This is a genomic window from Flavobacterium sp. (assembly GCF_039916025.1).
Classification (GTDB): domain Bacteria; phylum Bacteroidota; class Bacteroidia; order Flavobacteriales; family Flavobacteriaceae; genus Flavobacterium.
Genome location: NZ_JBDSMB010000128.1, coordinates 1 through 26,183, shown reverse-complemented (window position 1 = coordinate 26,183; position 26,183 = coordinate 1). Strand labels below are relative to the sequence as shown.

19 protein-coding genes and 1 pseudogene are annotated in these 26,183 nt (G+C 35.2%); 6 read left to right on the top strand and 14 right to left on the bottom strand.

Features of this window, described 5'->3' with window-relative positions:
- The 3 genes and pseudogenes from ABIQ27_RS09310 to recR form a co-directional block, all read right to left on the bottom strand.
- A pseudogene (locus ABIQ27_RS09310) lies at positions 1 to 479 on the bottom strand (sugar transporter); the annotation flags it as partial.
- 11 nt (positions 480 to 490) lie between these two features.
- Entirely contained in the window at positions 491 to 1,279 is a 789-nt protein-coding gene (locus ABIQ27_RS09305) for a polysaccharide biosynthesis/export family protein (protein ID WP_348033608.1), read from the bottom strand.
- 76 nt (positions 1,280 to 1,355) lie between these two features.
- Positions 1,356 to 1,976: a recombination mediator RecR gene (recR, locus tag ABIQ27_RS09300; RefSeq protein ID WP_348033607.1), complete on the bottom strand. Its 621-nt coding sequence runs from the start codon at positions 1,974 to 1,976 to the stop codon at positions 1,356 to 1,358.
- Positions 1,977 to 2,097: 121 nt separating this feature from the next.
- Here recR and ABIQ27_RS09295 point away from each other — a divergent pair, with 121 nt between their 5' ends.
- Positions 2,098 to 3,594: a sodium:solute symporter gene (locus ABIQ27_RS09295; RefSeq protein WP_348033606.1), complete on the top strand. Its 1,497-nt coding sequence runs from the start codon at positions 2,098 to 2,100 to the stop codon at positions 3,592 to 3,594.
- Between the two features lie 32 nt (positions 3,595 to 3,626).
- On the opposite strand, the gene ABIQ27_RS09290 is transcribed toward ABIQ27_RS09295, so the two are convergent.
- Positions 3,627 to 3,992: a CoA-binding protein gene (locus tag ABIQ27_RS09290; RefSeq protein WP_348033605.1), complete on the bottom strand. Its 366-nt coding sequence runs from the start codon at positions 3,990 to 3,992 to the stop codon at positions 3,627 to 3,629.
- Between the two features lie 113 nt (positions 3,993 to 4,105).
- On the opposite strand from ABIQ27_RS09290, the gene ABIQ27_RS09285 reads away from it, so the two are divergent.
- On the top strand, positions 4,106 to 4,729 hold the full coding sequence (locus tag ABIQ27_RS09285) for a MarC family NAAT transporter (RefSeq protein WP_348033604.1): 624 nt from the start codon (positions 4,106 to 4,108) through the stop codon (positions 4,727 to 4,729).
- Positions 4,730 to 4,868: 139 nt separating this feature from the next.
- Here ABIQ27_RS09285 and ABIQ27_RS09280 read toward each other — a convergent pair whose 3' ends face one another.
- From ABIQ27_RS09280 to ABIQ27_RS09250, 7 genes are all read right to left on the bottom strand, one after another.
- Positions 4,869 to 5,804: an arginine deiminase-related protein gene (locus ABIQ27_RS09280; protein WP_348033603.1), complete on the bottom strand. Its 936-nt coding sequence runs from the start codon at positions 5,802 to 5,804 to the stop codon at positions 4,869 to 4,871.
- 2 nt (positions 5,805 to 5,806) lie between these two features.
- Positions 5,807 to 6,760, bottom strand: coding sequence for an arginase (locus ABIQ27_RS09275; RefSeq protein WP_348033602.1), 954 nt, complete (start codon positions 6,758 to 6,760; stop codon positions 5,807 to 5,809).
- 117 nt (positions 6,761 to 6,877) lie between these two features.
- Positions 6,878 to 8,788, bottom strand: a complete 1,911-nt coding sequence (locus tag ABIQ27_RS09270; RefSeq protein WP_348033601.1) for a tail fiber domain-containing protein — start codon at positions 8,786 to 8,788, stop codon at positions 6,878 to 6,880.
- Between the two features lie 150 nt (positions 8,789 to 8,938).
- Positions 8,939 to 10,915, bottom strand: a complete 1,977-nt coding sequence (locus tag ABIQ27_RS09265) for a T9SS type A sorting domain-containing protein (RefSeq protein WP_348033600.1) — start codon at positions 10,913 to 10,915, stop codon at positions 8,939 to 8,941.
- A gap of 1 nt (position 10,916) precedes the next feature.
- Complete coding sequence (locus ABIQ27_RS09260) at positions 10,917 to 13,421, bottom strand: hypothetical protein (RefSeq protein ID WP_348033599.1); 2,505 nt, start codon at positions 13,419 to 13,421, stop codon at positions 10,917 to 10,919.
- A gap of 370 nt (positions 13,422 to 13,791) precedes the next feature.
- Positions 13,792 to 15,831, bottom strand: a complete 2,040-nt coding sequence (locus ABIQ27_RS09255) for a M13 family metallopeptidase (protein WP_348033598.1) — start codon at positions 15,829 to 15,831, stop codon at positions 13,792 to 13,794.
- A 141-nt stretch (positions 15,832 to 15,972) separates the two neighbouring features.
- The gene (locus ABIQ27_RS09250; RefSeq protein WP_348033597.1) at positions 15,973 to 16,155 is read right to left on the bottom strand and encodes a hypothetical protein; all 183 of its coding nucleotides are present in this window, start codon (positions 16,153 to 16,155) and stop codon (positions 15,973 to 15,975) included.
- Positions 16,156 to 16,356: 201 nt separating this feature from the next.
- On the opposite strand from ABIQ27_RS09250, the gene ABIQ27_RS09245 reads away from it, so the two are divergent.
- The 4 genes from ABIQ27_RS09245 (at position 16,357) to ABIQ27_RS09230 (ending at position 20,306) form a co-directional block, all read left to right on the top strand.
- Positions 16,357 to 17,910: a PglZ domain-containing protein gene (locus tag ABIQ27_RS09245; protein ID WP_348033596.1), complete on the top strand. Its 1,554-nt coding sequence runs from the start codon at positions 16,357 to 16,359 to the stop codon at positions 17,908 to 17,910.
- 87 nt (positions 17,911 to 17,997) lie between these two features.
- A complete protein-coding gene (gene tsaE, locus ABIQ27_RS09240; protein ID WP_348033595.1) occupies positions 17,998 to 18,405 on the top strand; it encodes a tRNA (adenosine(37)-N6)-threonylcarbamoyltransferase complex ATPase subunit type 1 TsaE in 408 nt (135 codons plus the stop codon).
- A gap of 141 nt (positions 18,406 to 18,546) precedes the next feature.
- A complete protein-coding gene (locus ABIQ27_RS09235) occupies positions 18,547 to 19,740 on the top strand; it encodes an alanine dehydrogenase (RefSeq protein ID WP_348033594.1) in 1,194 nt (397 codons plus the stop codon).
- A gap of 179 nt (positions 19,741 to 19,919) precedes the next feature.
- Positions 19,920 to 20,306: a DUF4258 domain-containing protein gene (locus tag ABIQ27_RS09230; RefSeq protein WP_348033593.1), complete on the top strand. Its 387-nt coding sequence runs from the start codon at positions 19,920 to 19,922 to the stop codon at positions 20,304 to 20,306.
- 466 nt (positions 20,307 to 20,772) lie between these two features.
- Here ABIQ27_RS09230 and secDF read toward each other — a convergent pair whose 3' ends face one another.
- The 3 genes from secDF to ABIQ27_RS09215 form a co-directional block, all read right to left on the bottom strand.
- A complete protein-coding gene (gene secDF / locus ABIQ27_RS09225; RefSeq protein WP_348033592.1) occupies positions 20,773 to 23,739 on the bottom strand; it encodes a protein translocase subunit SecDF in 2,967 nt (988 codons plus the stop codon).
- Positions 23,740 to 24,031: 292 nt separating this feature from the next.
- Complete coding sequence (gene mdh, locus ABIQ27_RS09220) at positions 24,032 to 24,967, bottom strand: malate dehydrogenase (protein WP_348033591.1); 936 nt, start codon at positions 24,965 to 24,967, stop codon at positions 24,032 to 24,034.
- Between the two features lie 88 nt (positions 24,968 to 25,055).
- On the bottom strand, positions 25,056 to 26,183 hold a 1,128-nt coding region (locus tag ABIQ27_RS09215), incomplete at its 5' end, for a toprim domain-containing protein (RefSeq protein WP_348033590.1).

The following is a 26,183-nucleotide window of genomic DNA, read 5'->3' as shown; positions in this document are numbered from 1 at the left end:
ACTTCTATTTGGTACTTTTCGGAAGAAAGCATTTTCACTTTGATAAATTGTTGCGATAATTGATTCTGGTTTTTGTCTATGGTTACTTTAAATGGAATTTGGCCATAAACATCTTGCATAAAATACTTTGTTTGCTTTAAATAATCAATATAAAACTGCAGTTTGTCAACCACAATTTCGTTGTGAGATCTTGATTTAAGCGTGGTAGAAATCATCTGAACTTTATCCGATGTTCCGCCCCAATTGAATACCAAACTCGTATTTGAAGTAAAAAAAGGATTGTTTTCTTCTTGCACGGCAATGGTAGTTTCGATACCATAAATTTTTTGCTTTCTTACATTCACCTGATGGGCAATTGAGAAGGCAATAATCAGTCCTACTACAAACCATTTCCAATAACTTAAAGTCTTAATTAAAAACCCTTTAAAGTCAAAACTGTTTTGCTTATCAAAAAAAGTAAAATCTTTTACGTCTAACATGAAAAATGGTATTAATTTGTAAGTAGCAAATAAGTTGTAGTTGCCAACGATAATAATGTAATGATAGTAGACAGAGACTCTATTCCTGTTTTACCAGTTCCCCATGTTTTTTGTTTCAATGGTTTAACATAAATATAATCATTGGGCTGAAGATAATATGCCGGAGATTTTACTGCATTGCCATCTGTTAAATCTATACTGAAAGTTTCGCTTCCCTGCGCATATCTTCTAATTACCTTGACATCTTTTCGATCTCCGGTAACTGCAATATCGCCTGAATTTGCAATAGCTTCCATTATAGTAACTTTATCCTGATACAATGTTTTTGTTCCGGTTATACCAACTTCACCGTTTATAGTAAATTTAAAGCCCGCTAATTTCACAACAACATAAATCCCCGCTTCTTCCTTAAAATATTTTTCTAAAAGTATCTTTTCAATTTTAATCCTAACTTCTTCTACCGTGAATCCTAAAACATTCATTTCTCCAAGTATTGGCAATCTAATGTTACCATGATCATCAACCGAATAACCTGTGAAATAAGCATTTTGCTCATTAACAGCCATCGCATTTTGCAATTCCGAACTATTAAATATCCCAACTAATTTTGGGTCAATAGCTTTAACGTTAATAGTTAAGACATCGTTTGTTTGTAGTCGATATGGATTTTGATTTGAAGGAGTAACCACTTCATTGGCAGCACTTTTTTTATCTTGTAAATAAATCAAATCTTTTGTAGGTATACAGGAAGTGACTAAAATGCTCAATAGAAGCAGTAAATATATTTTGGGTTGGTTCATTATTTTTAATAAAAAATTAGCAAACAAAGATAGTTTTTCAATTCTAATTACAAAAATGTAGTTTGCTATTATTTTGTTATATGTTTTTCAAGGTATTTTCAAAGGGTATGCGGTTCAAAATACTTCTACCCAAAGTAACCTCATCGGCATATTCTAATTCATCACCAACAGCAATTCCTCTGGCAATTGTTGATGTTTTCACTGTGTAATCTTTGATTCTTTTAAAAATATAGAAATTCGTTGTATCGCCCTCCATTGTTGAGCTCAGCGCAAAAATTAATTCTTCGGTTTTACCTAATTTTACTTTTTCCACCAAAGAATCAATGTTTAATTGGCTTGGGCCAATGCCATCAATCGGAGAAATCTTTCCACCCAAAACATGATAAATTCCCTTAAACTGATTCGTGTTTTCAATGGCCATTACATCGCGAACATCTTCAACAACGCAAATAATTTTGTGATTTCTGTTGGAATTATTACAAATTTCACAGACTTCAACGTCAGAAATGTTGTGACAACTGGCACAAAACTTAATTTCCTCACGCATAGTTGTTAACGCTTGTGATAAGAATTGGGTTTGCTCCGAAGGCTGTTTTAACAAATGCAAAACCAATCGCAAAGCTGTCCGCTTTCCAATTCCGGGTAATTGTGCCATTTCGTTTACTGCTTTTTCAAGCAATTTTGAAGAAAATTCCATGAGGCAAAAATAGTGTAAAAAGAGAAAAGAATATAGAATAAAGAATATAGACTTGTCTATTCTCTATTTTCTCTGTTCTATATTCTTTTTTTGTATTTTGGCTAACTGTAAAACCTAACTTATGTCACCAACAACCATCCTCATTATCATCGTTATTTATTTTGGTCTATTGATTTTGATTTCCAATTTAGTCAGTAAAAAGAGCTCCGATAATGATACTTTTTTTAAAGCCAATAAAAACTCAAAATGGTATTTGGTTGCCTTTGGAATGATAGGGACAGCCTTGTCTGGCGTTACATTTATCTCCGTTCCCGGCGAAGTTGGAAATCCCGATTTGCAGTTCAAGTATTTCCAGTTTGTTCTCGGAAATGCACTTGGTTTTATAATCATTGCCAAAGTCCTGCTTCCACTCTATTATCGAATGAATCTGACATCGATTTATAGTTATATCGAACACCGTTTGGGCGTTATAAGTTATAAAACGGCAGCCACTATTTTCCTAATCAGCAGAACAATTGGTTCTTCATTTAGGCTTTATTTGGTAGTGATTGTGCTGCAGCGTTACGTTTTTGACGCGTTTAATGTTCCGTTTGCTTTGACGGTTTTGATTTCGTTGGCATTAATCTTTGCGTACACCTATCGCGGTGGATTGAAAACGATAATTATTACGGATACATTACAGACTTTCTTTCTTGTTTCTTCTGTTTTCCTGACAATAATTTTCGTTTGTCACAGTCTGGATTTTGGTGCAGTTGAAGCTTTTGAAGCTGTAAAAAACAGCAATTATTCTAAAGTGTTTTTCTATGAAGATTATCTGAAAGGCAACTTTGTGCTAAAACAAATTCTGGGCGGAATGTTTGTAACCATTGCGATGGTTGGTCTTGATCAGGATTTGATGCAAAAGAATTTGAGCTGCAAAAATATTGGCGAAGCTCAAAAAAACATGTTTACGTTTACTACTGTTTTTGTAATTATCAATATTTTCTTTTTGAGTGTTGGCGCTTTGTTATACTTATATGCAGAAAAAAACGGCATTGCTATTCCGATGGTTGATGGCGTTGCAAGAACCGATTATTTGTTTCCCGAAATTGCCTTTAAACATTTGAGTATTGTCCCGGCAATCATTTTTTTATTGGGATTGACAGCTGCAACATTTGCTACAACCGATTCGGCTTTGACCGCTTTGACAACATCTTTTTGCGTCGATTTTTTAGGAATGGATAAAACCGAAAACCAGAACAAACCCAATATTGTCAGAACGCGACATTTTGTGCATGTTGGCTTTTCAATGCTGATGTTTTTGGTAATTATCATCTTCAATTCGCTGAATGACAAATCTGTCGTTACGATGATTTTTAAAGTGGCGAGTTATACTTATGGTCCACTTTTAGGATTGTATGCTTTTGGATTGTTTATGAAATCGAAAACGGTGCACGACAAGTTTGTGCCTTTCATTTGCCTGCTTTCACCTGCAATTTGCTTTTTGATCAGCAAGAATTCTGCAGCACTTTTTGGAGATTATGTAATCGATAACGAGCTAATCATAATCAACGGATTGATTACGTTTATTGGTCTATTGCTGATTAGTAAACCGGCAACTGAGAATACGAGATACTAAGGCTAAAATTCGTAATTCGTAATTCGTAATTTCTAATACTGATTCGTAGCCAATAAAACCAATGTACAAGCTACTTGTGCTTTAATACCATTGCTTTCCAATAATTGCAAGAATTGAGGATTTTCAGTTCCCGGATTGAAGATGACGCGTTTTGGTTTGGTCTCGATGATATAATTATAGTATTCTACCTGGCGCTTCGGATTTAAGTACAAAGTCACCGTATCGATATTCGCAAGTGGAATTTGTTTGGTATAAATTTTAACGCCGGCAACTTCGCTTGTATTTTGTCCAATCGCCAAAACGCTATGCCCTTTTTCCACTAACTTGTTGATAGCTAAGTAAGCATATTTATCGGGTTTTGCAGTCGCGCCCAGCACTAAAGTTTTCTTGTTTTTCATGGTTTTCATTTCGAGTTAACAAAGATAATGCTAACTTTATATTTCGGTAGGTTTATTTAACTTCTATTTAATATTTAAAGTGAAACTCCCGATTTATCTTTGCCAAAAAAACTATGGAACTTTTTATTTTTCTCTTTGCAGCACTTTTTTCGGTTCTGAATCCAATTGGAACTGTGCCAATATTTGTTGGATTAACGCAGGATTACACCAAGAAAGAACGTTCGCGCGTAGCACTTTGGACTGGTTTTAATGTATTCCTCATTTTGATTATATCCTTTTTCATTGGGCAATATGTTTTGGAGTTTTTCGGGATAACCATTACAGCACTGCGAATTGCCGGTGGAATTATTATTGCGAGTTCGGGATTTAGTTTGCTGAATGGAAACTTCAAAAAGAACAAAGGAATAAACAAAAAAGTACAGGAAGACATTGAGAACAGAACCGATATTGCATTAACTCCGCTGGCAATGCCAATGCTGGCTGGCCCTGGTTCGATATCACTCTTAATTGCTTTTTATCAGGAACACAATTCAACAAATGACATTATTTTTTCTTGCCTTGCTATTTTAATCGTCAGCTTATTGATTTTTATCATCTTGAGAAGTGCGCATTATTTGGCAAAATATCTCGGCGCTTCGGGGATTATCGCGATTTCCAGAATTGTCGGTTTTCTAACGATTGCCATCGGAATTCAATACATCATCAGCTCGGTTTTGAGTATTGTCAGAGGAATTTAAACAATTACGAATTGAGAATTGAGAATTATGAATTAAAAACTCCGAATTGAATCAATTCGGAGTTTTTGTTTTAAATTTTCAAATGCTTAAGTATAATGCTCCTCTTACTTTTCGCTCAAGTCGTAATTCGTAATTAAACCTATTCTTTCGGAAGAAAAATTTCAGCCATCATGCAACGTGCACTTCCGCCGCCACAAGCTTCAATCGTATCTAAGCTTGAGTGAACTATTTCAACGTGCGCTTCGAGCTGCGAGATTTGTTTTTTGGTTAAACTTTTATATGCAGATTCACTCATTACAACAAATCGCTCATCGTTTTTTCCTTTTACTTCGAGCATGTTTCCAGCAAAGTTATTGACTTGTTCTTCGGTGATTAAGATGATTTCTTTATCATCACCACGAAGGCTATCAAGCACCATTTTACGCTCTTTTTTATCATCTATACAATCGGCACAAATCACCGCAAAAGTATCGCCAAGGCACATCATTACATTGGTATGGTAAATCAGTTTTCGTTCACCATTAACGGTTTGAAACGCTTCAAAAATGACTGGTGTCAATTCAAAATCTTCGCAGAACTCAATCATTACTTCTTCATCCGCTCTTGGAGAAAGCGCACAATACGCTTTCCCGTTTTCTCTGTCTAACAGAACACTTCCTGTTCCTTCTAAGAAAACATCGTCTTCTTCAGCCGAAGTATAATCTACAATCTGGTTAATTTTAAAACCTTCATCTTCTAAAATATCAAGGATATCTTCTCTTCTTTCAGGGCGACGGTTTTCGGCAAACATCGGATACAAAGCCACATCGCCACTTTCGTGAAACGAAATCCAGTTGTTTGGGAAAATACTATCAGGCGTGCTTGGTTCTAAAGTATCTTCAACTACAATAACATTCACACCAACTTTTCGCAATTTGGTTACAAAAGTATCGAACTCTTTTTGGGCTTTGGCATTGACAGTTTCCGGCGAAAGTCCTTCGGGCATTTTTTGATAATGATTGTTTATTGTAGTCTGCTCATTCATTCGAAAAGCTACAGGGCGAATCATTAATATGGAGTTTGTTGTTTGTTTCACAATTATTGTTTTAAGGTTTTGGTAATCGATTCTATTAGGTCAAGAGTCACTTCGGCCATTGTATTTTTTTTATCGTCTAAACATGGATTTACCTCAACAACTTCAATGCAGACAGTTTTGGGATTTTGAGCCATGCTCACCAATATTTCTTTTGCTTCCTGCGGCGACAAACCGTTTTTTACCGGAGTTCCTGTTCCATATGAGGTCAACTCAGGATCCATGGAATCAACATCAAAAGATACATAAATTATATCACAAGAGTTAAGTTTTGAATTAATTTCATCCATAATCGCAGCAACGCCTTTTTGACGGAGCTCTGCCACTGGATAATTTTTAATACTTAAGGCTTCCACAATGCAATCTTCCTGATGTTCCGTATCGCGAACACCAATATAAATTATGTCTTCTGGTAAAATTTTGGGTGCAATATTCCCTATGTTTTTTAATTGATTCCAAAGTGCTACAGTTTCTTCTGAAACATCATTGACTTTACATTCGAGGTTATCAACATTCAAAGCTGTTGCCAAAGGCATTCCGTGCATATTGCCCGTTGGTGTTGTAAATGGCGTATGGATATCGGCATGAGCATCAATCCAAAGCACACCCAATCGCTTATCGGGAAATGCGGCTTTAATTCCGGCAATCGTTCCGCCAGCCGAACCATGATCTGCTGCTATAATTAATGGGAATGCTTTATTTTTTAACAGCGTTGAGACTTTATTATAGATTTCGTTATAAACTGTAATTAAACCGTCTATTCTTTTGGCAAATTTGAATTTAGTTGGCAAGTCCAAAAGATGATTGACATGGGCTACTTTTTGAATTTCATTTTCGCTAAAAAAGGTACTTCCTTTTTTTCTTGCGGCTGTTAAAATAGCTTCAGGGCCAAGAGAAGCTCCCGGTTTTCCAGCTGTGATTTCGGATTTGTTAAGTAAGAAAACAATGTTCTTATGCATAAAATTTTGATTCGAATCTAGTGATACATTCAGTACTACATCGATTTCAATATGGGCAAATATAAAAAAGCTTCCCGATTATGGGAAGCTTTGTTTATAAGTATTTGGCGTTATCGCTTAATTAAAAATAATTCTTTTGGCATCGATACTTTTATCATTAACAACTAAGCTAATAATATAGACTCCTGATCCAAAATTATCTTTTTGAAAAGATTTGGTAAGGTCATTACCTCTTTCTTTTACATTTAAACTGCTCAATAATTTACCATTAATGTCATGTACCTGCAGCATTGCATTTTCAATACCAGCCTCAACATTTAAAGAAACAGTAACGATGTCTCTTGAAGGATTAGGAGAAACATTAATGATTTTAGTATTGCCGAATCTGATTAAATCTGAATTTTCATTATTTGATTCTTGTTTTGCTTTTTCAGTATTACATCCCACTTTATCTATTAAACAGTCAACCTTTTCCTGTAAATCAGTTATCATTACATTTTGAGCTTTGATAGCTTCAACTAAGTAAGGAATTAATTCGATATAGTTAACCGATTTTCTAACAATTTTTTCTCCCTTATCATTTATCATCTCTTGATCTATTACTAAGTGAGGAATCACTTTTTCAAGTTCCTGAGCAATAAATCCTGTATGAATAGCTTCATCAAAGTTCATTTCAACATTGTTGTTAGCTATATCCCATTCGTAATGATGTCCTTCTAATGCTAAAACTCTATCCAATGGTTTATCTAACGGGCCAATTTCAGTTTTAAAATTAGAATCAGAAGTAATCCATAAACCATTAGCTTTTAAATTACCATTCACTTGTAATTTAAGTCTTCCACCTGCCGGATTCAAGCCACTTACCAATGTGTATGGAGTTGGAAAAGTTGTGTAGTTATTAGCTGGTATCCCGGATGAAGTACCCCATCCTACGTAAACGCATGATCTGGATAACATAATTGGACTTCCATTCCATTGATCATAAACCTGGCTGCAGATTAAATTATGATCCGGAGTATTATCTGATTTAGTTAAAAAATAATCGTTTGCACATGAATTACTTAGATTACTTGTACCGCCTCCTATTGTATCATCCACCAAAATAACATCTCCACTTCCATTTACGCTAAGTACTCTTCTGTTAGTTGATGGTGGTGTTGTGTTAAAATTGGTGTTAGGTAAGCTTGACAAACGTAAACCTGATGCTGCAAAACCAGCCTGTGTTGGACTTCCAGCAAGCGCTCTGATTTCAAAAGTATTTTGAGGTTTGACATTATTTCCTAAGCCTATTCCTCCGAAACCTCTATTAGTAAATAGTAATCTTTGAAGCCCTTGCCCATCGGCTAATATTATTGTATTATTTGTATTGACTCCAACTGTATTAGGGTCTAAGGGATTTGTAACTGTTGCATTTACATCAATTAAAGATCCAATAAATGTATTAAAATTACCTGTCGTCAAATGTATCGCTGTTTGATCTCCAACAAATACATTAAAGTTTCCTCCAACAGTAAAATTTCTAGGTGTTGAATTACCAATAGCAATATTATTACTATTATTATTACTCAAAAGTGCACCATAACCAACTGCCACATTATTACAACCTGTAGTATTTGTTTCCAGCGACCTTCTTCCAAGAGCTACATTTCCATAACCCACTGTATTTCCTTCTAACGCTTTTTGTCCTAATGCGCAATTATATCTTCCTATCTGATTATTTAACAAGGCTCGCGCGCCAACAGCTGTATTAAAACTTCCTTGAAACTCCGCTGTACTCTGTGCACATGGCGATGACATTCCAGGATAAATCCCTGTTGATTGTAAAGCCTGAGACCCTATTGCTGTATTTTCATTTGTATCATTAAGATTTAATGCATTGAAACCAATACCCGTATTACCAGTTGCTGTACCATTATTTGCACATGCGCCTGTTCCTAATAAGACTGGTATTGGTGATTGCCCGCTCATTTTACCAATCCCTCCCAGTGCTACTAAGCCTACCATAAATAAAAAGTTTTTTGTTTTCATAAGTTTTTGATTTTAAAGTTTATAGGGATAAATTTATGAGTTTGAAATATAAAAAAAATCCCCACTAGTGGGGATTTTGTAATTATAAAAAACATTTGAAAAACTTTCGGGTTGGGAATCTTAGTTTATTGTATTTAAACTAAGTTGAAATTAATTCTTAATTAATTTTTTGGTGTACAATTTTCCATCTTCAGATGTAACGTTTATGATGTATATACCATTGGCATAACGACTCACATCTATCATGGTTTTATCTGTTTTTTCGATGTTTCTTTCATCTACAATCTTACCATCAATAGTGGTGATGCTGACTTTATTGAATTTGGCATCATTCATTATAATTTCGATAGTGCTGCTAGATGGATTTGGCACAATTGCAAAATCTTTCGTCACTTTTATCAAGTTGATTGTTTCATCAGGATTTGGCGCTTTGGTTCTTGGATTTGCATTTGGGTCTTCTGCTTTATACGCATAACTTGCTGTACAACCTTCGGGATATGCTATAAATTGAGAGCCCAGAGCGGCTTCAAAACCAGGATTCAATTCCACATAATTTGCAGCATGATACACTACTCCATTTGATAACGTATTATCTCCGACGGATACAATATTTGCGGCCTTAATCCAATCTGACCTTTCTTTCTTCTTTAAAGTTACAGCAGCCATATTATTAAGATCGTCTGCAGGAGAAGCTAATGTTAATATGGCTAAACAACAATCAATAAAAGTTACGTCCGGACCAACATTGGCTGAATTATCAGAAATAGTATACGTAAAAGCTCCGGCGGGACAATGGACACTAAAATTGGCATCAATCTGAAATTCGAAATTCCCGGTTGGACTCGCCCCAAACTGACTGGGTAAAACAGTAAAACAAAATGTACTGGCCGTAAGTTGAGTTGGCGCATTTACTGTGCCAACTAGAGCTCCGTTTTGGGTAATGTCTAATGTGATAGAACTCAAAGTAGCATTCAATGGTGGTTGATATGTACCACAAACCTGAATCGGTGTGTTATTAATAGTATCAGGGCAATTAATATTGGTCGCGTTTGTATTTAAAGCTCCCAATCTTGGAGAAGCGCAAACGGAACCACAAATGTTATCAATATAAACTGTTCCAAAATGTGCCGAAGGCTGACAATCGCTTACTGTAAATTCAATTGTTCCTGGTTGGTTTAGAATTTCCCCAACATTCAATCGGGCACAAATCCAATTGGTATAAAGAACCCGTCTGTTGTTGCTAACATATATAACGTTAAACAAACAATTATCGGGATCTGCAATGATGCATATTTCGTCAACAACATTATTGAACTGATCTAATACCCTAACCCTAAAATAGGGTTGTATTGGCTGGCCATGCGCAGGCTTATTGTCCATTACCAACGAAAAATTAAAATCAATTGTTTCCTGGTTTATATTCGGAAAATAACGTGAAACCGTAGTCATATCAGATGAACCTAAACCCTGTTCATTGTTCAGCTTAATACATTTGTTTCCTCCGCCTCCGCTTGCAAATAAAGTAGGAACATTTACACCTAAACCCGCTAATGTTGGATCATACTGTTGGTAACCTGCAGTCGTATTATCAATTAATGTTACTGCTGCATTTAAATCGTTGGTTACCGGAGTAACAACATTAGTAGCAGAAAGTGCTGTTGGTGTAGCGCACGATAGAAAAAATGCTGAACCTGAAGCAGGCTGCGGATGCGCATCTGACCAAAAAGAATAACCTGCGGTCCCGTTTTCAAAATCACCATTCACACATGTTTGTTGAACAGAAAGTGGAATTGGTCTTGCAAAATAGCTGTCTTTTTTATCCGGATTTTGGACAAAAAACAACTTTCTTAATTCGTAAACTTTTGTTTTTTTAATTGCGTTTTGCAGTTCAGCATCCGTGAATTCTTCTTCACTTCTAAGATGTTTGATTACATCCTCAGTAACTTCGTTAGACAATCTGTAATTGTCAAAATTATCATCAATGAATTTGTTAATTTCCAGTTCGATTTTATTGGCACCTGAAATTCTTTTATCTTCAGAATTCAAATACTCATTGAGCTGTGCTGAGATGTTATAAGAATTAAAACAAATAGCACAAACTATTAGTGTTTTTAGTATCTTATACATATCAATCTTCGTTTGCTGTTAGTACTTGTACTTGTTTTTTTAATTCGTCAATATCCTTGATATTTTTTTGAATGGTTTTATTTTGCTCAATGATATAAAGCATCATTTCTTCAATTTTAGCCATATGCTTGGCTTGCATTTCTGCTAAATCAAGTCCGTTTTTGGCTAATTCACTGGCAGAATCAATTCCAGGTAAATGTTTATGAGTAGCGATATATTCTTCCACATTTTTTAATGGCATCAATTCATAATTCTTTTCAAAAACATAATCCGCCCAATTGGCTGTACTTCTCAAAGCTACTTTTACTTTTTCTGTCATAATTCCACCCTCAACGAATAGCTTATAATTCCCGGAAGTAGATGGATATGTTGCTGTTGAACCAATATAAATTTTAGCATTTGAAGTACTGTTGGCTGAATTGAACCAAATGTTACTGTTATTCATTTGAACTACTCTGTTACCACTTATTGTTGTCGCCGGATTAATCGCTCCATTATCATCATAAAGGCTAGTGTCATTAGCACTAACAACGTATGGAGTTCCTGACGAACCGTTTCCAAGAATTGATACATTAGTGCCGGCAGTAACTGTAGTTGACTGCAGTGTAATAGAACCACCACCATTCGACAACGTTACTATAGCACCATTTTGTGTTATGTTTTGTGGTCCGTGATTAGGCAATACGATACTATTCCCATTAGAAATTGACAATACATTACCGGTTAGTGATAAGGTTTGTTCATCATTATCTGCAGCTGATGGCAAAATAAACGAACCTCCACCATTGGAAAGTGTAACTGTATTTCCTGTTTGTGAAATCGTTTGTGGTGTCTGGGATGGAAGCGTAACACTGTTTCCATTAGAAATAGATAATATATTACCGCTTAACAAAAGCGATTGTCCATCAGTATCTGAAAACGTTGGCAAGGTAAATGTTCCTCCACCATTAGAAAGTGTAACCGTATTTCCTGTTTGTGAAATTGTTTGTGGTGCCTGTGGAGATGGAAGCGTAAAAGAACCTCCGCCATTAGAAAGCGTTACTGTATTCCCTATTTGAGAAATTGTTTGAGGTATATCAACATGTGCTGGCAGTATCACACTATTTCCATTAGAAATGGATAATGTATTTCCTGCTAACGATAATGATTGTGCATCAGTATCTGTAAAAGTTGGTAAGGTAAATGTTCCTCCACCATTAGAAAGTGTAACTGTATTTCCTGTTTGTGAAATTGTTTGTGGAATATCTGTAAATGTTGGCAATGTAAATGAACCACCACCATTAGAAAGCGTTACTGTATTTCCCGATTGAGAAATCGTCTGAAGTTCATTCGTAGTGCTATTATCAAGCCCAGGTAAGTTTACCGGAGCACTGGCTACACCATTTACCGTAGTAATTAATTGGTTACTGCCATTTATCGTATTAGCGATAGAATTAACAATCGTTGCTGAGGAAGAAATGCCATTGACATTGCTTGTCATCAAATTAGCGTTTGATGTAAGTAGGTTACTTTCAACAGCATTTGATACTTTATTTAAAACAACATCCCCAAATTGATTAACCGTTAAAAATCTATTGGTAACAGGTGTTGTTGGAGGATTAAAGTTACTGGTCAAATTTGTAAAACGAAGTCCCGAATTACCATTTGATCCTTGAGTGATTTCAAGTTTATTATTAGGCAAAGTAGTTCCTATTCCAACGTTTCCTTCAACCATTAACCCATTGGCTGGTGCTAAAATTCCGGGAGTTATACCATTTGGCGTGAAATTCTTACCAATGGCAACTCCTCCTTTTACATCTAACCTATTAGCCGGAATCACATTGTTTCCAAGACCAATTCCAGTGTTACCATTTTTTTGAATAAAAATCCTTTGATTCCCTAAACCATCAGCAATAATTACTGATTTACTAGTATCATTCCCAGCCAAAATTGATGTAGACGGAACTTTCGGAAAAGTTATCCTGTTCCCTAAAAATACATTATAACTTCCATACAACAAATTGATAGCGGTCTCCGTACCAATAACAATATTGTCGTCACCGGATATTAAATGTCTTGGAGAATAATAACCTAATGCAATATTTCTATTTCCAATAGTTTTTATTAAAGAAAAATAACCAACAGCTGTATTATAATTCCCAACAACATTGGCTTCCAGAGTTCTATGACCAATAGCAATATTACTTGACCCTGAAACGTTATTTGATAAACTTCTGGTTCCAAACGCACAATTCAATGTTCCTGTTTCATTCAAAGACAATGATTCATTTCCAAAAGCACAGTTAAAACCACCTGTTGATCTAGTTAAAGCTTCAAATCCAAAAGCATTATTACTATGACTGGTATTGTTCATTAACGCACTTACACCAAATCCAGTGTTATAATTACCTGTATTATTAGCACCAGAGTCTACACCTGCAAAAGTATTATTAATTTGCGCGTTGGCTTTAAAAGCAGTTCCAACGAAAACTAATGCGGTAAAAAGAAGAGTAATTTTTATTTTCATAACTAAAAGATTTATGCGTTAATAATTTAATTAAAAGTGATTTTAATTTTTTTTTGTTTAACAACTAATTGGCAAAAACCAATTGTGATCTTTTAGGGTGGGGTTAAAATTTAAAATACCTAATTGCTATTTTTTCTGGAATTTGATATCTTAAATCTTATACCCAAATGTATATAGTTTAAATAAAATAAATCTATAAAATACATATATATTCGATGAAATACATATTTTAAATAAATACTAATTACTTTATCCTACATAATAATTAATTTATGATAATGCGATTGTAGTATTGTACTTCTAGGAATTGAAAAATAAGTCCAAAAAAAATCCCTATCAAAATTGATAGGGATTTTTTAGTTTGTTGGTATTACCAAATGACTACTCTTTCGTTTTCAGGCAGGTACATTTTGTCGCCCGACTTTATGTTGAATGCTTTATAGAATTCAGGAATATTCATCAATGGTCCGTTAATTCGGTATTGTGCCGGTGAATGAACATCAGTCATAATTTGCCTTGTTATCGATTCATCTTTAGCATGCACCATCCAGGCATAAGCATACGATAAAAAGTATCTTTGGTCTGGCGTGAAATTGCTTATTTTTTCTTTGCTTTTGTATTGAGCTGTTTTTTTGAAAGCTTCATATCCCATCACAACACCACCTAAATCAGCAATGTTTTCTCCTTGTGTTGCATCACCATTAATGAACTTTCCTTTAAGTGGTTCAAATTTGTTGAACTGAGCCACAATTGCTTTTGTCTTTTGAGTAAACTTAGCTTTATCTTCGGCTGTCCACCAGTCTTTCAGGTTTCCTTTGTCATCGTATTGGCTTCCCTGATCATCAAAACCGTGTGTGATTTCGTGACCAAATGTTGAACCTCCAATAATTCCATACAAAATGGCATCATCAGGCATTCTTCCTTCAAATCCGGGAACCAAAATATTACAGGCCGGAACACATATTTCATTGTTACTTGGGTTGTAATACGCGTTATACGTTTGTGGATACATTCCCCATTCGGTTCTGTCAACCGGGCTGCCATATTTTTTAATCATATAGTCATATTCCCATTTACTGGCTGCCATAACGTTAGCACAATAGGAATTTCTATTGATAGTAACGCTGCTCATATCTTTCCATTTATCAGGATAACCAACTTTCATTACTATTTTGCTTAGTTTGAAAAGTGCTTTCTTTTTGGTTTCCTCGCTCATCCAGTCTAATTTCTTGATGTGATCAGCATAGACATCACGGATATTATTTCCGATTTCCAACAGTTTTTCTTTAGAACCTTTAGGAAGATAATCTTTAACATAAACCTGACCGATTAATTCGCCTAATGAACCATCAGTTTGTTCTACGATTCTTTTCCATCTTGGTTTTTGTTCTTTTACACCACTCAATATAGTTGAATAGAAATAAAAATTTTGTTTTTCGATAGCATTATTTAAGTAAGAAGCATATGAATTTACAAAATCCCATTTCAAATAAGTCTTCCAGTCTTCTATAGAATATGAAGTAACAATTTTATCCAAACCTTTGTAAAATTCAGGTTGACCTACAATAACTGTATCGGCTTTTGTGATACCTAATTGTGGCAAAACATTTTCCCATGCTATAGATGGTGTTGACGATTTGAACTCCGCCAAAGTCATTTTGTTATAATTCTTGATTGGGTCACGAAGTGCTTCCAGTTTTCTGCTGTTTTTGGCTAAATCTGTTTCCAATTTCATAATCGTTGCTGCTGCAGTTTTTGCTGTTGCAGCATCGTCACCAATTAGTTGTAGCATCTTTTCCAGATGCTTTACATATTCTGTTCTGATTTTTACCGTTTCGGCATCTGTGTTAAAGTAATAATCCCTGTTACCTAACCCTAAACCGCCTTGTCCGAAGAACAAAGCATTTTTAGAACTTATTTTGTCATCCTGTCCAACATAAAACGAAAACGCCGGACCAGCTCCAATAGTATGTAAATAACCAATAGTGTTCATCAAAGTGGGAACATCAGTAATCGCTTGAATTTTTGATAAAACCGGAGATAATGGTTTTAATCCTGCTTTTTCGATAGACAAAGTATCCATTCCCGAGGCGTAGAAATCACCTATCTTTTGTTCGTTGCTGCCTTTTGCCGCGTTTTTGTTTTCTGCTGATTTTTCACAGATAGTCTTGATTTGAGAATTAATGGTATCTCCTATCGTTCTAAAAATACCGTTACTGCTTTCTGAGCTTGGAATAGGATGTTTTTTAAACCAGCCGCCATTTGCGTAATGAAAAAAATCATCGCCCGGATTTTGAGTCGTATCCCGATTGGTAAGTAATGGATCTTCGTATTGAATTTCTTTTTTGCTACAGCTTATTGCGAATAAAGCCGAAAGCATGCTTAGGGTAAGTTTGTTTCTGAATTGCATAAGTTTTTGTTTTGATAATCAGTTGGTCTTAAAAAAATAAAAATGTTACCAAATGTATAGCATTATGTTAAAACTCAAAGTAATTAAACAAAAAAAGTGTCCCAAAAATTGAGACACTTTTAAACTAGTTTAGATGAAAAACTATTTTTTCTCTTCCATTTTTTTTGCAGCGCAGCATGCTTTTTTATCTTTACTACAAGATTTTTTTTCAGCAGCTGAACATGATTTCTCAGTTTTCGCTTTAGCAACTTTCTTTTCCTGTGCATTTATATTCATTGTAAACATAAATGCCACAACAGCCATTGATAAGATTACTTTTTTCATTTTTTGATTTTATTTAATTAATAATAAGTTGAAGAATGTTATCAAATGTAATTAATATCATAAACGGTCAAAATACTTTAACATTCCTTTGATAGTTAAAGTTTAAATTGTGTTAAGATTTATTTTTAATTAATTTATACTATTTTTAATAATACTGCGTTTTATAATTACAGTTATTTGCACTAAACAATATATATGAATATGGATACTATCAAAATTCTGTGGGTTGATGATGAAATTGATTTACTTAAACCACATATTTTATTTCTCGAAAAGAAAAACTATAAAGTAACTACTTTCAACAATGGCAGAGATGCTGTTGATGCTTTTGAAGATGGCAACTTTGACATTGTTTTTCTGGATGAAAATATGCCCGGAATGAGTGGTTTGGAAACGCTTTCAGAAATGAAAGAAAAAAAATCATCTACTCCAATGATTATGATTACCAAAAGTGAGGAAGAATATATCATGGAAGAAGCCATTGGTTCCAAGATTGCGGACTATTTGATAAAACCTGTAAATCCAAATCAGATATTATTGAGCCTAAAGAAAAACCTGGATCATTCAAGATTGATTTCTGAAAAAACAACACTTGATTACCAAAAAGAATTTCGAAAAATTGCTATGGAAATGGCAATGGTAAATAGTTATGAAGATTGGGTTGAACTTTATAAAAAACTAATTTTTTGGGAACTTGAACTGGAAGATATTACCGACCAAAGTATGGTTGAAATCCTGGAAAGCCAAAAAGTGGAAGCCAATGCGCAGTTCAGCAAATTCATTGAGCGTAATTATGAAGATTGGTTCGAACCAAAAGCAGACAGACCTGTTCAGTCGCACACGCTTTTCAGAGAATTGGTTGTTCCCGAACTAACTAAAAAAGACAAACCTGTACTTTTTGTTGTTGTTGATAATCTTCGTTATGACCAATGGAAAGCTATAGAAAGTGTTGTAGCAAATCATTATAAACTCGAAAAAGAGGTTGCCTATTTTGCCAGTTTACCAACAGCAACTCAATATGCCAGAAACTCAATTTTCTCAGGATTAACGCCTTTGGAAATGGAAAAACAATTTCCGCAATATTGGAAAAATGATGTGGAAGATGGCGGAAAAAACCTGTATGAAGCTGAGTTTTTAACGGCACATTTGAAACGATTAGGCTTGAATATCAAACAGGATTATTTCAAGATAACCAATTTGGCAAGCGGAAAAAAATTAGCCGAAAACTTCAAAGGATTAAAAGATAATAATCTGGTAACTGTCGTTTACAACTTTGTAGACATGCTGTCTCACGCCAAAACCGAAATGGATGTTGTAAAGGAATTGGCTTCCGATGATAAAGCGTATCGTTCATTAACCTTGAGCTGGTTTAAAAATTCACCGCTTTTGGAAATCATTCAACAAGCCCAGAAATTAGGCTTCAAATTGATAATCACTACTGACCACGGAACGATTAACGTTAAAAATCCTTCCAAAGTTATTGGCGATAAAAACACTAGCTTGAATTTACGCTACAAAACCGGAAGAAGCCTGACATACGAAGACAAAGATGTTTATGCCGTCAGAGATCCGAAACGAATTGGTTTGCCAACTATCAATATGAGCAGCTCATATATTTTTGCGAAAAACGATTTGTTTTTGGCTTATGTAAACAACTACAATCACTATGTGAGTTATTACCGAAATACCTATCAACACGGAGGAATTTCGTTGGAAGAAATGATTGTTCCCTTTTTAGTTTTTAATCCGAAATAAAAGCAGTGATTAGTGATTAGTAAATAGTGATTAGCAATTTTAAACTAACGACTATTTACTAATTACCATTCACTAATTACTTGAAACATGGAAATTATATTTTCACTTGACGAAATTCGACAGGTATCTAAAAAAATCCTTGCCGAGAAACCATATAAAGTAATACTTTTTCATGGCAATATGGGCGTTGGAAAAACGACTTTGATTAAAGCGCTGTCAAAAGAATTGGGTGTGACTGATGCTACCAGCAGCCCAACATTTTCTATTGTAAATGAATATGAAGCTGAGGATAATCAGAAAGTATATCACTTTGATATGTACCGATTGAAATCGGAAATTGAAGCTTTGGATATGGGAATTGAAGACTATTTATATTCCGGAAACTGGTGCTTTATCGAATGGGCCGAAAAAATTCCCAATTTACTTCCTGATGACTTCTCGACCATCAATTTATCAGAAACCGTTGACGGTAAAAGAAATCTAAGATTGACTTAGCTTTTCAATGTCAATGACAATCAAAATGACAATATTAATTTTTGAAACTGTTTTTTGCTATTGATTTTTGCTATTGATTTTTGTCATTGCTATTGTAATTGATTTTTTTCGTAATTTGGAGCAAAATTACAACCGTGCAGCATGGCTATTACACCTTTCACTAAGCAGCAGCTTTTACCTCAAGAGGAAAAACTAGAAGTATATCGTCATAAAAGCGAACTCTTTATCGGGATTCCAAAAGAGACTTCTTATCAGGAAAGACGGATTTGTTTAACGCCTGATGCTGTCAACTCACTTACTTCACACGGACACAAAGTAATGATTGAATCGGGTGCCGGATTGAGTTCGAGTTATACTGACAAAGAATTTAGCGATGCCGGAGCAACGATTTCCAAAGACAACAAAAAAGTGTTGAGTTGCCCAATGATTCTTAAGGTTGAACCATTAACCATGGCAGAAATTGGGTTAGTAAATACGAATGCTATTGTGATTTCGGCCATTCAATTAAAAACCAGAAAAAAAGAATACTTCGAAGCCTTATCCAAGAAAAAAATTACCGCACTTGCTTTTGAATACATCAAAGACGAAGATGGTTCTTATCCGGCAGTGAAATCGTTGAGCGAAATTGCAGGAACAGCTTCGGTTTTGATTGCAGCCGAATTGATGATTAACAACGAATTCGGAAAAGGATTATTACTCGGAAATATAACAGGCGTTCCTCCTACCGATGTTGTGATTCTTGGTGCCGGAACAGCTGGAGAATTTGCTGCAAAAACCGCTTTAGGTTTGGGTGCTAATGTCAAAGTTTTTGACAATTCTATTACCAAACTACGTCGACTGCAAAACAATTTGAATCAAAGAATATTTACCTCGACGATACAACCAAAATCATTGCTGAAAGCGTTGCGAAGATGCGATGTTGCGATTGGCGCTTTACGCGGAAAAGAACGCTGCCCGGTTGTAGTTACCGAAACGATGGTTGAGCACATGAAAAAAGGTGCTGTTATTGTTGATGTCAGCATTGATACCGGTGGTTGCTTTGAAACTTCTGAAGTGACAACACACGAAAACCCAACATTTATAAAGAACAATGTCATCCATTATTGCGTGCCGAATATTCCTTCGCGTTATTCCAAAACGGCTTCGCTTTCTATTAGTAACATCATTACGCCATACTTACTCCAAATTGCCGAAGATGGCGGTTTAGAAAGCGCTATTCGCTGTAATAAAGGTTTGAAAAATGGTGTTTATCTGTATCATGGCATTTTGACCAACAAAGCTATTGGCGATTGGTTCAATCTTCCTGATAACGATATTAATTTGATTGTTTTTTAACTTCCGCTTTGGCGGAAATGACAGCTGTGTAAAATCAATAAGAGATAGAACTACTTGTCTTTTCCGCGAAGGCGAAAATCCATAAAAAGGATATTCTATCAGGATAACTCAAATTATACTTCAAATAAATTTTAGCGTTACACAAACATTTGATTACTTTTGCCAAAAATTAATCTACTATGAAGTTTTACCAACGTTTTGCCTACTATTTAATAGGTTTGGTTATCGGGTGTTTTTTTGTCGCTGCAGTGCTTAGCGGAAAAGATACGCGTTGCAATTATTTCCCGAACGCAAGAGTTTTAAACGACCTTAGAAACAAACCATTTTTATATGATATTGAAGCTTCAAGAAGGCTTTCAGAAGATTGGGTTGATACTGTTGATGTCAAAAATACGTTAACCTATGGCGATGTCGATTTTGATAAAAGCAATATAAAAGAAGAAGGCGGAAAATTGTACATCATTTATGGCAAAACCACTAAGAACAAAAATATCACCTTAGAAGTCATCAATTACCCTGATAAAGCGGTGTTAAGAAACATTATTAAAAACGAAAAGCCAAACTAATTAGTTTGGCTTTTTTGTTTTAAGTTACTTGAGGTTTTGGCAGCACAACTTTCTTCCTTCTTTGGACTTTAACACCCGCTATCCGCGCTACATGGTAGCTTGTTCCTATCGGGGCTGATGATTATGTTTGTCTCTTCTTGCTCTTATGAATTTGTCTATTTTGTTTGCGGGCACGGATTGCAAATCCGCGCTATCGAAGTTACAAATCTATTATGAAACACTGCCTTTTAAAACATTTTAAAAACCAAACTTATTAATCCAATAAGCACAAAAACATATCAACTTCTTTTTAAAGAACTAAGCGATTCCTTTTTAGTGAATTTTATTATACACCTGCAATTATAATCCCTAAAGGAGCTAAAAAACTATTCCGATAGCGCGGATTTGCAATCCGTGCTCATAACAAATCTAACAAAAAAAGGGTTGTCAAATTGACAACCCTTTTTTATTATATAACTGAAGTAACTTAGTTACCGTGTCTTTTTTCGATATCTTCAATATCCCCTTTACCCATTGTATCAACCAGTACTGGTGTTGCAATGAATAATGAAGAATACGTTCCAACAACAATACCAATCAACATCGCAAAGATAAATCCTCTGATTGAATCTCCACCAAAGATGAACATGATTAACAATACCAAAATCATCGTTAATGACGTATTCAATGTTCTTGAAAGCGTTGTATTAATAGAAGCGTTTACCACATCTTTAAAGTGCCCTTTTCTGTTACCGGCTAAGAATTCTCTAATTCTGTCAAATACAATTACGGTATCATTCATAGAGTATCCAATAACGGTTAGAATCGCCGCAATAAAGTGTTGGTCCATTTCCATGTGGAACGGCATGTATTTGTATAATAAAGAGTAAATACCCAATACGAAAATTACGTCATGCGCAACAGCCGCTAAAGCTCCAAGTGAATATTGCCATTTACGGAATGAAATCACAAGGTATAAACAAACAACAAACATAGCTCCTAAAACTGCCCAGAATGAGTTTGTTTTGATATCAGCAGAAATCGCTGCACCAACTTTAGAAGACTGCAATACTCCGTATGTTTTACCATCATACAAATTGGTGAATTTATCATAATCCATACCTGCATTAAAGTATTTTTGCAAAGCAGTAAATAATTTATCATTTACTTCTTTATCAACCTCAACACCTTCTTCCTGGATTTTGTATTTGGTTGTGATTTTTAATTGATCGTCCGTACCAAATACTTTGGCTTCAACTGTAGTCCCAAAAGCTCTGGATAATTCTTCTGAAACCTGAGTAGACTCAACTGGTTTTTCAAATTTCACCTGGAAAGTTCTTCCTCCAACAAAATCAACACCCTGATCCAGTCCGTTAACAAAGAAAATAGAAATCAAACTAACTACTACAACTGCAGATGAGAACATGTATGTCCATTTTTTAATTCCGATGAAATCAAAATGGAAACCTGTAAACCAGTTTTTAGTGATATTAGTTGAGAATGTTAAATGTCTGTTATGAGCAATATCTCTATCAATAAATATTCTTGCGATAAAGATTGATGTAAATAATGACGTAACAATACCAATTAAAAGTGTCAAAGCAAATCCCTGAACTAATCCTGTTCCGAAAACATATAAGATTGTTCCGGTCAATACGTGTGTTACGTTTGCATCAATGATTGAACGCATAGCACCTTTCCAACCATAAGAAGCAACAACAGCTTCACCTAACGATTTTCCTTCGCGGAGTTCTTCTTTTGCCCTTTCATATATAATGATGTTCGCATCAACTGCAGTTCCTAATGTTAAAACGATACCCGCAATTCCAGGTAATGTTAATACGAAACCAAAGCTTGCCATAACACCAAACAAGAAAAGTAAGTTTAAAATCAAGGCTGCATTAGCATACCAACCTGCTTTTCCATAATAGAAAACCATCCATAAACATACAAAAAAGAATCCAACGATAGAAGAAATCAAACCTGCGTGAATCGCAACTTCTCCCAAAGATGGCCCAACCACTTCTGATTGAATAATTTCAGCAGTAGCAGGCAATTTACCAGCTCTTAATACGTTTGCTAAATCTTTAGTTTCAGACACTTCAAAGTTTCCGGAAATTTCAGATCTTCCTCCAGAAATTGGTCCTGAAGTAACACCTGGTGCAGAATACACAACGTTATCTAAAGCAATTGCAATAAAGCTTTTTTGTGTAAATGCTCTTCCGGTTAATTCTTCCCAAACTCTTGCTCCTGCACCATTCATTTGCATAGAAACTGCCGGTTTACCCATTTGGTCAAAAGTATCTCTTGCATCAACAATAACACCACCACTCATTGGAGCAATATTATCTCTGTTTCCTTTTAGAGCGTATAAATCAACTGTTTCAGTTTCTTTTTTAGTTTTCTCGTCAACTTTTACATCTGGTTTACTCCAAACAAATTTTGCATAACGCTTGTCTGCCGGTAATAAATTACGGATTTCAGGTCTTTTCAAATAAGAGTTGATTGTTGCAGTATCTTTTGGCGAAGCAACTACTAAAACTGGTCCTCCACCCTGAGAAATGAATTTGTCAAATAATGGATTGTTTCCTTTTTTAGTTGCAGCTGAATCTTTTTCTTTATCGTCTGTCAATAATTTACTCAACGTATCTGCTGGTTTAGCAGCTTCAACTTTCTCATCCGTTTTAACAGTAGCTTTCAAAGCTTCATTTGCCTGTTGCAAAAAGCCCATCATTTCTTCTGCTTTGTAAGTTTCCCAGAACTCTAATTCAGCTTTGCTGGAAACTAATTTTTTGATACGGTCAACATCTTTCGCGCCCGGTAATTCAATAAGGATTCTCCCTGTTTGTCCAAGTTTAACGATGTTTGGTTGTGTTACACCAAATTTATCAATACGGCTTCTCAATACACCAAAAGCTGATTCAACTGATTCGTCCAGTTTTTTAGCCAAGACTTTTTTCACTTGGTCATCAGACATATTGAAATCGATTTGCCCCTGAAGATTTCTGTTAGCAAAAATATCAGGAGAAGCTAGTTTTGTAGTTCCTTTAATAGCATCAAATGCCTCGAAAAACGCATCAAGATAGGATTGATTTCCTCTTTGATTCAATTTGGCATCTTCCAATGCTTTGTTGAAAATAGGGTTTTTAGAATTATTAGATAATTGCTTCAAAACATCTTTTACAGATATCTGAAGGATTACGTTAATTCCTCCTTCAAGGTCAAGACCTTTATTGATTTGTTTGTCTTTTACTTCATTGTAAGTGAAAAAATCAAGAAAGACTTTTTCTTTTCCAATCGAGTCAAGATATTTAATTTCTTTTACAGGATTTCCTCCTGCGAAGTTTTTGGCGTCCTCTTTTACTTTATTGGCCACAAAAGTGAACGAAAGTGAATAGATACTTACCAATGCAAATAGTATTGCGAAAAATTTAACTAGTCCTTTATTCTGCATTATTACAAAAATTAATTGATTCTTTGGTTTAATATTATCGGTCTAAAAAAGCAAAATATACCTGAAATACAAGGGCTTAAACTACAATCCTCTGTATTTACAAGGTTTCGGCTTTTTTTGAAACGTGCAAATATATAATTCTATCTATCATTAACCAATATTTTATCGATTAATATCAAAAAAATTTGTTAAAAAAAAAGCCTCACTATTTTAACAAAAGAAAGTGCTTCTTTTAGGCATAAAAAAACCTCCGATTACTCGAAGGTCATTTTGTATTTATAGGGTTTGTATATTATCCTAATATTGATTTCAAGTCACCATTCATTGCTCTAACAGCATCCGCACTCTTAGCAAATTTTGCTTTCTCATCATCGCTTAAAGTAATGTCAACAATCTTTTCTACACCGTTTTTACCAATAATGCATGGCACTCCGATACAGATATCGCTTTGTCCATATTCACCTTCAAGGTAAACAGAACATGGAATCATTTTCTTTTGATCATTCAGAATACTATCAACCAAAAAAGCAACTGATGCTCCCGGTGCATACCAAGCTGAAGTTCCTAATAATGCAGTCAATGTAGCACCACCAACCATCGTATCAGCAGCAACTTTTTCTAATTCAGCTGAAGATAAAAACTCTGAAACCGGAACTCCATTATAAGAAGCCAATCTTGTCAACGGAATCATAGTTGTATCTCCGTGACCACCGATTACCATTCCCTGAATATCGTTCGCTGGTTTGTCTAAAGCCAATGATAAATAGGTTTTGAAACGTGAACTGTCAAGCGTTCCACCCATTCCGATGATTCTGTTTTTTGGTAAACCTAATGATTTGAAAGTCAAATAAGTCATTGTATCCATTGGATTAGAAACGATTATAAAAACCGCTTTTGGAGAATGCTGCAATAAACTTTCCGCAACCGATTTTACGATTCCGGCGTTGATTCCGATTAATTCCTCACGCGTCATTCCAGGTTTTCTTGGAATTCCGGATGTAATAACCACTACATCACTTCCTGCTGTTTTGCTGTAATCATTGGTGCTTCCGGTTACTTTGGTATTAAAACCTAAAGTAGTTTGCGTCTGCATGATATCTAACGCTTTTCCTTCTGCAAAACCTTCTCTAATATCCACCAACACAATTTCGCTGGCAATTCTTCTATAAGCAATAGCATCTGCGCATGTCGCACCAACGTTTCCTGCTCCTACAATCGTAACTTTCATTCTTTGTTATTTTAAATTATAAATTTTGAATTTTAAATTAAATCTTGAATCATTTAAAATTTATAATTCAAAATTTAAAATAATTGATTTATGCGTCAATCTTAGCGTAAACAGCGTTCTTTTCGATAAACTCTCTTCGTGGCGGAACTTCGTCTCCCATCAACATGGAGAAAACTCTATCAGCTTCAGCTAAACTGTCAATCGTAACCTGACGTAAAGTTCTGAAACCTGGATCCATTGTAGTTTCCCACAATTGCTCTGCGTTCATCTCTCCAAGACCTTTATAACGTTGAATTCCGGCGCTTCCACCCATTCTTAGGTTGGCAGCATCACGTTGATCGTCATTCCAGGCGTATTCTTTTTTGTTCCCTTTTTTAACTAAATATAAAGGTGGCGCGGCAATATAAACGTGTCCGCCTTCAATCAATTCTTTCATAAAACGGAAGAAGAATGTCAAAATCAAAGTAGAAATGTGGCTACCATCGACATCGGCATCACACATGATAATTACTTTGTGGTAACGCAATTTTTCTAAGTTCAAAGCTTTGCTATCTTCTTCAGTTCCAATAGTTACACCTAATGCAGTGAAAATATTTCGAATCTCTTCGTTTTCAAAAACTTTGTGGTGCATCGCTTTTTCTACGTTCAGAATCTTACCTCTCAAAGGTAAAATCGCCTGAAAATTTCTATCACGACCTTGTTTTGCTGTTCCACCAGCCGAATCTCCCTCGACTAAGTAAACCTCACATTTTGCAGGATCCTGTTCTGAACAATCAGATAATTTTCCTGGCAAACCGCCACCGCCAAGAACGGTTTTACGTTGTACCATTTCACGTGCTTTTTTAGCAGCATGACGCGCCTGAGCAGCAAGAATTACTTTTTGGACAATGATTCGGGCATCATTTGGATTTTCTTCCAGATAGTTTTCTAACATTTCGGCAACCGCCTGAGAAACCGGAGAAACTACTTCTCTGTTTCCTAATTTGGTTTTTGTTTGTCCTTCGAATTGTGGTTCCTGAACTTTTACCGAAATAATAGCTGTCAATCCTTCACGGAAATCGTCTCCAGTAATTTCGAATTTTAATTTATCCAACAAACCTGAAGAGTCAGCATACTTTTTCAGCGTACGCGTTAATCCCATACGGAAACCCTGCAAATGCGTTCCTCCTTCGTGCGTGTTGATATTATTTACATAAGAAAATATGTTCTCAGAATA

Bases quoted from the DNA above. Each gene is read 5' to 3' on its own strand.
- ABIQ27_RS09295 (WP_348033606.1), top strand. From the start codon at position 2,098: ATGTCACCAACAACCATCCTCATTATCATCGTTATTTATTTTGGTCTA.
- ABIQ27_RS09290 (WP_348033605.1), bottom strand. From the start codon at position 3,992: ATGAAAAACAAGAAAACTTTAGTGCTGGGCGCGACTGCAAAACCCGAT.
- ABIQ27_RS09235 (WP_348033594.1), top strand. From the start codon at position 18,547: ATGGCTATTACACCTTTCACTAAGCAGCAGCTTTTACCTCAAGAGGAA.
- tsaE (WP_348033595.1), top strand. From the start codon at position 17,998: ATGGAAATTATATTTTCACTTGACGAAATTCGACAGGTATCTAAAAAA.
- recR (WP_348033607.1), bottom strand. From the start codon at position 1,976: ATGGAATTTTCTTCAAAATTGCTTGAAAAAGCAGTAAACGAAATGGCA.
- ABIQ27_RS09275 (WP_348033602.1), bottom strand. From the start codon at position 6,760: ATGCATAAGAACATTGTTTTCTTACTTAACAAATCCGAAATCACAGCT.
- ABIQ27_RS09230 (WP_348033593.1), top strand. From the start codon at position 19,920: ATGAAGTTTTACCAACGTTTTGCCTACTATTTAATAGGTTTGGTTATC.
- ABIQ27_RS09285 (WP_348033604.1), top strand. From the start codon at position 4,106: ATGGAACTTTTTATTTTTCTCTTTGCAGCACTTTTTTCGGTTCTGAAT.
- ABIQ27_RS09255 (WP_348033598.1), bottom strand. From the start codon at position 15,831: ATGCAATTCAGAAACAAACTTACCCTAAGCATGCTTTCGGCTTTATTC.
- mdh (WP_348033591.1), bottom strand. From the start codon at position 24,967: ATGAAAGTTACGATTGTAGGAGCAGGAAACGTTGGTGCGACATGCGCA.
- ABIQ27_RS09250 (WP_348033597.1), bottom strand. From the start codon at position 16,155: ATGAAAAAAGTAATCTTATCAATGGCTGTTGTGGCATTTATGTTTACA.
- ABIQ27_RS09265 (WP_348033600.1), bottom strand. From the start codon at position 10,915: ATGTATAAGATACTAAAAACACTAATAGTTTGTGCTATTTGTTTTAAT.
- ABIQ27_RS09245 (WP_348033596.1), top strand. From the start codon at position 16,357: ATGGATACTATCAAAATTCTGTGGGTTGATGATGAAATTGATTTACTT.
- ABIQ27_RS09270 (WP_348033601.1), bottom strand. From the start codon at position 8,788: ATGAAAACAAAAAACTTTTTATTTATGGTAGGCTTAGTAGCACTGGGA.
- ABIQ27_RS09305 (WP_348033608.1), bottom strand. From the start codon at position 1,279: ATGAACCAACCCAAAATATATTTACTGCTTCTATTGAGCATTTTAGTC.
- ABIQ27_RS09260 (WP_348033599.1), bottom strand. From the start codon at position 13,421: ATGAAAATAAAAATTACTCTTCTTTTTACCGCATTAGTTTTCGTTGGA.
- secDF (WP_348033592.1), bottom strand. From the start codon at position 23,739: ATGCAGAATAAAGGACTAGTTAAATTTTTCGCAATACTATTTGCATTG.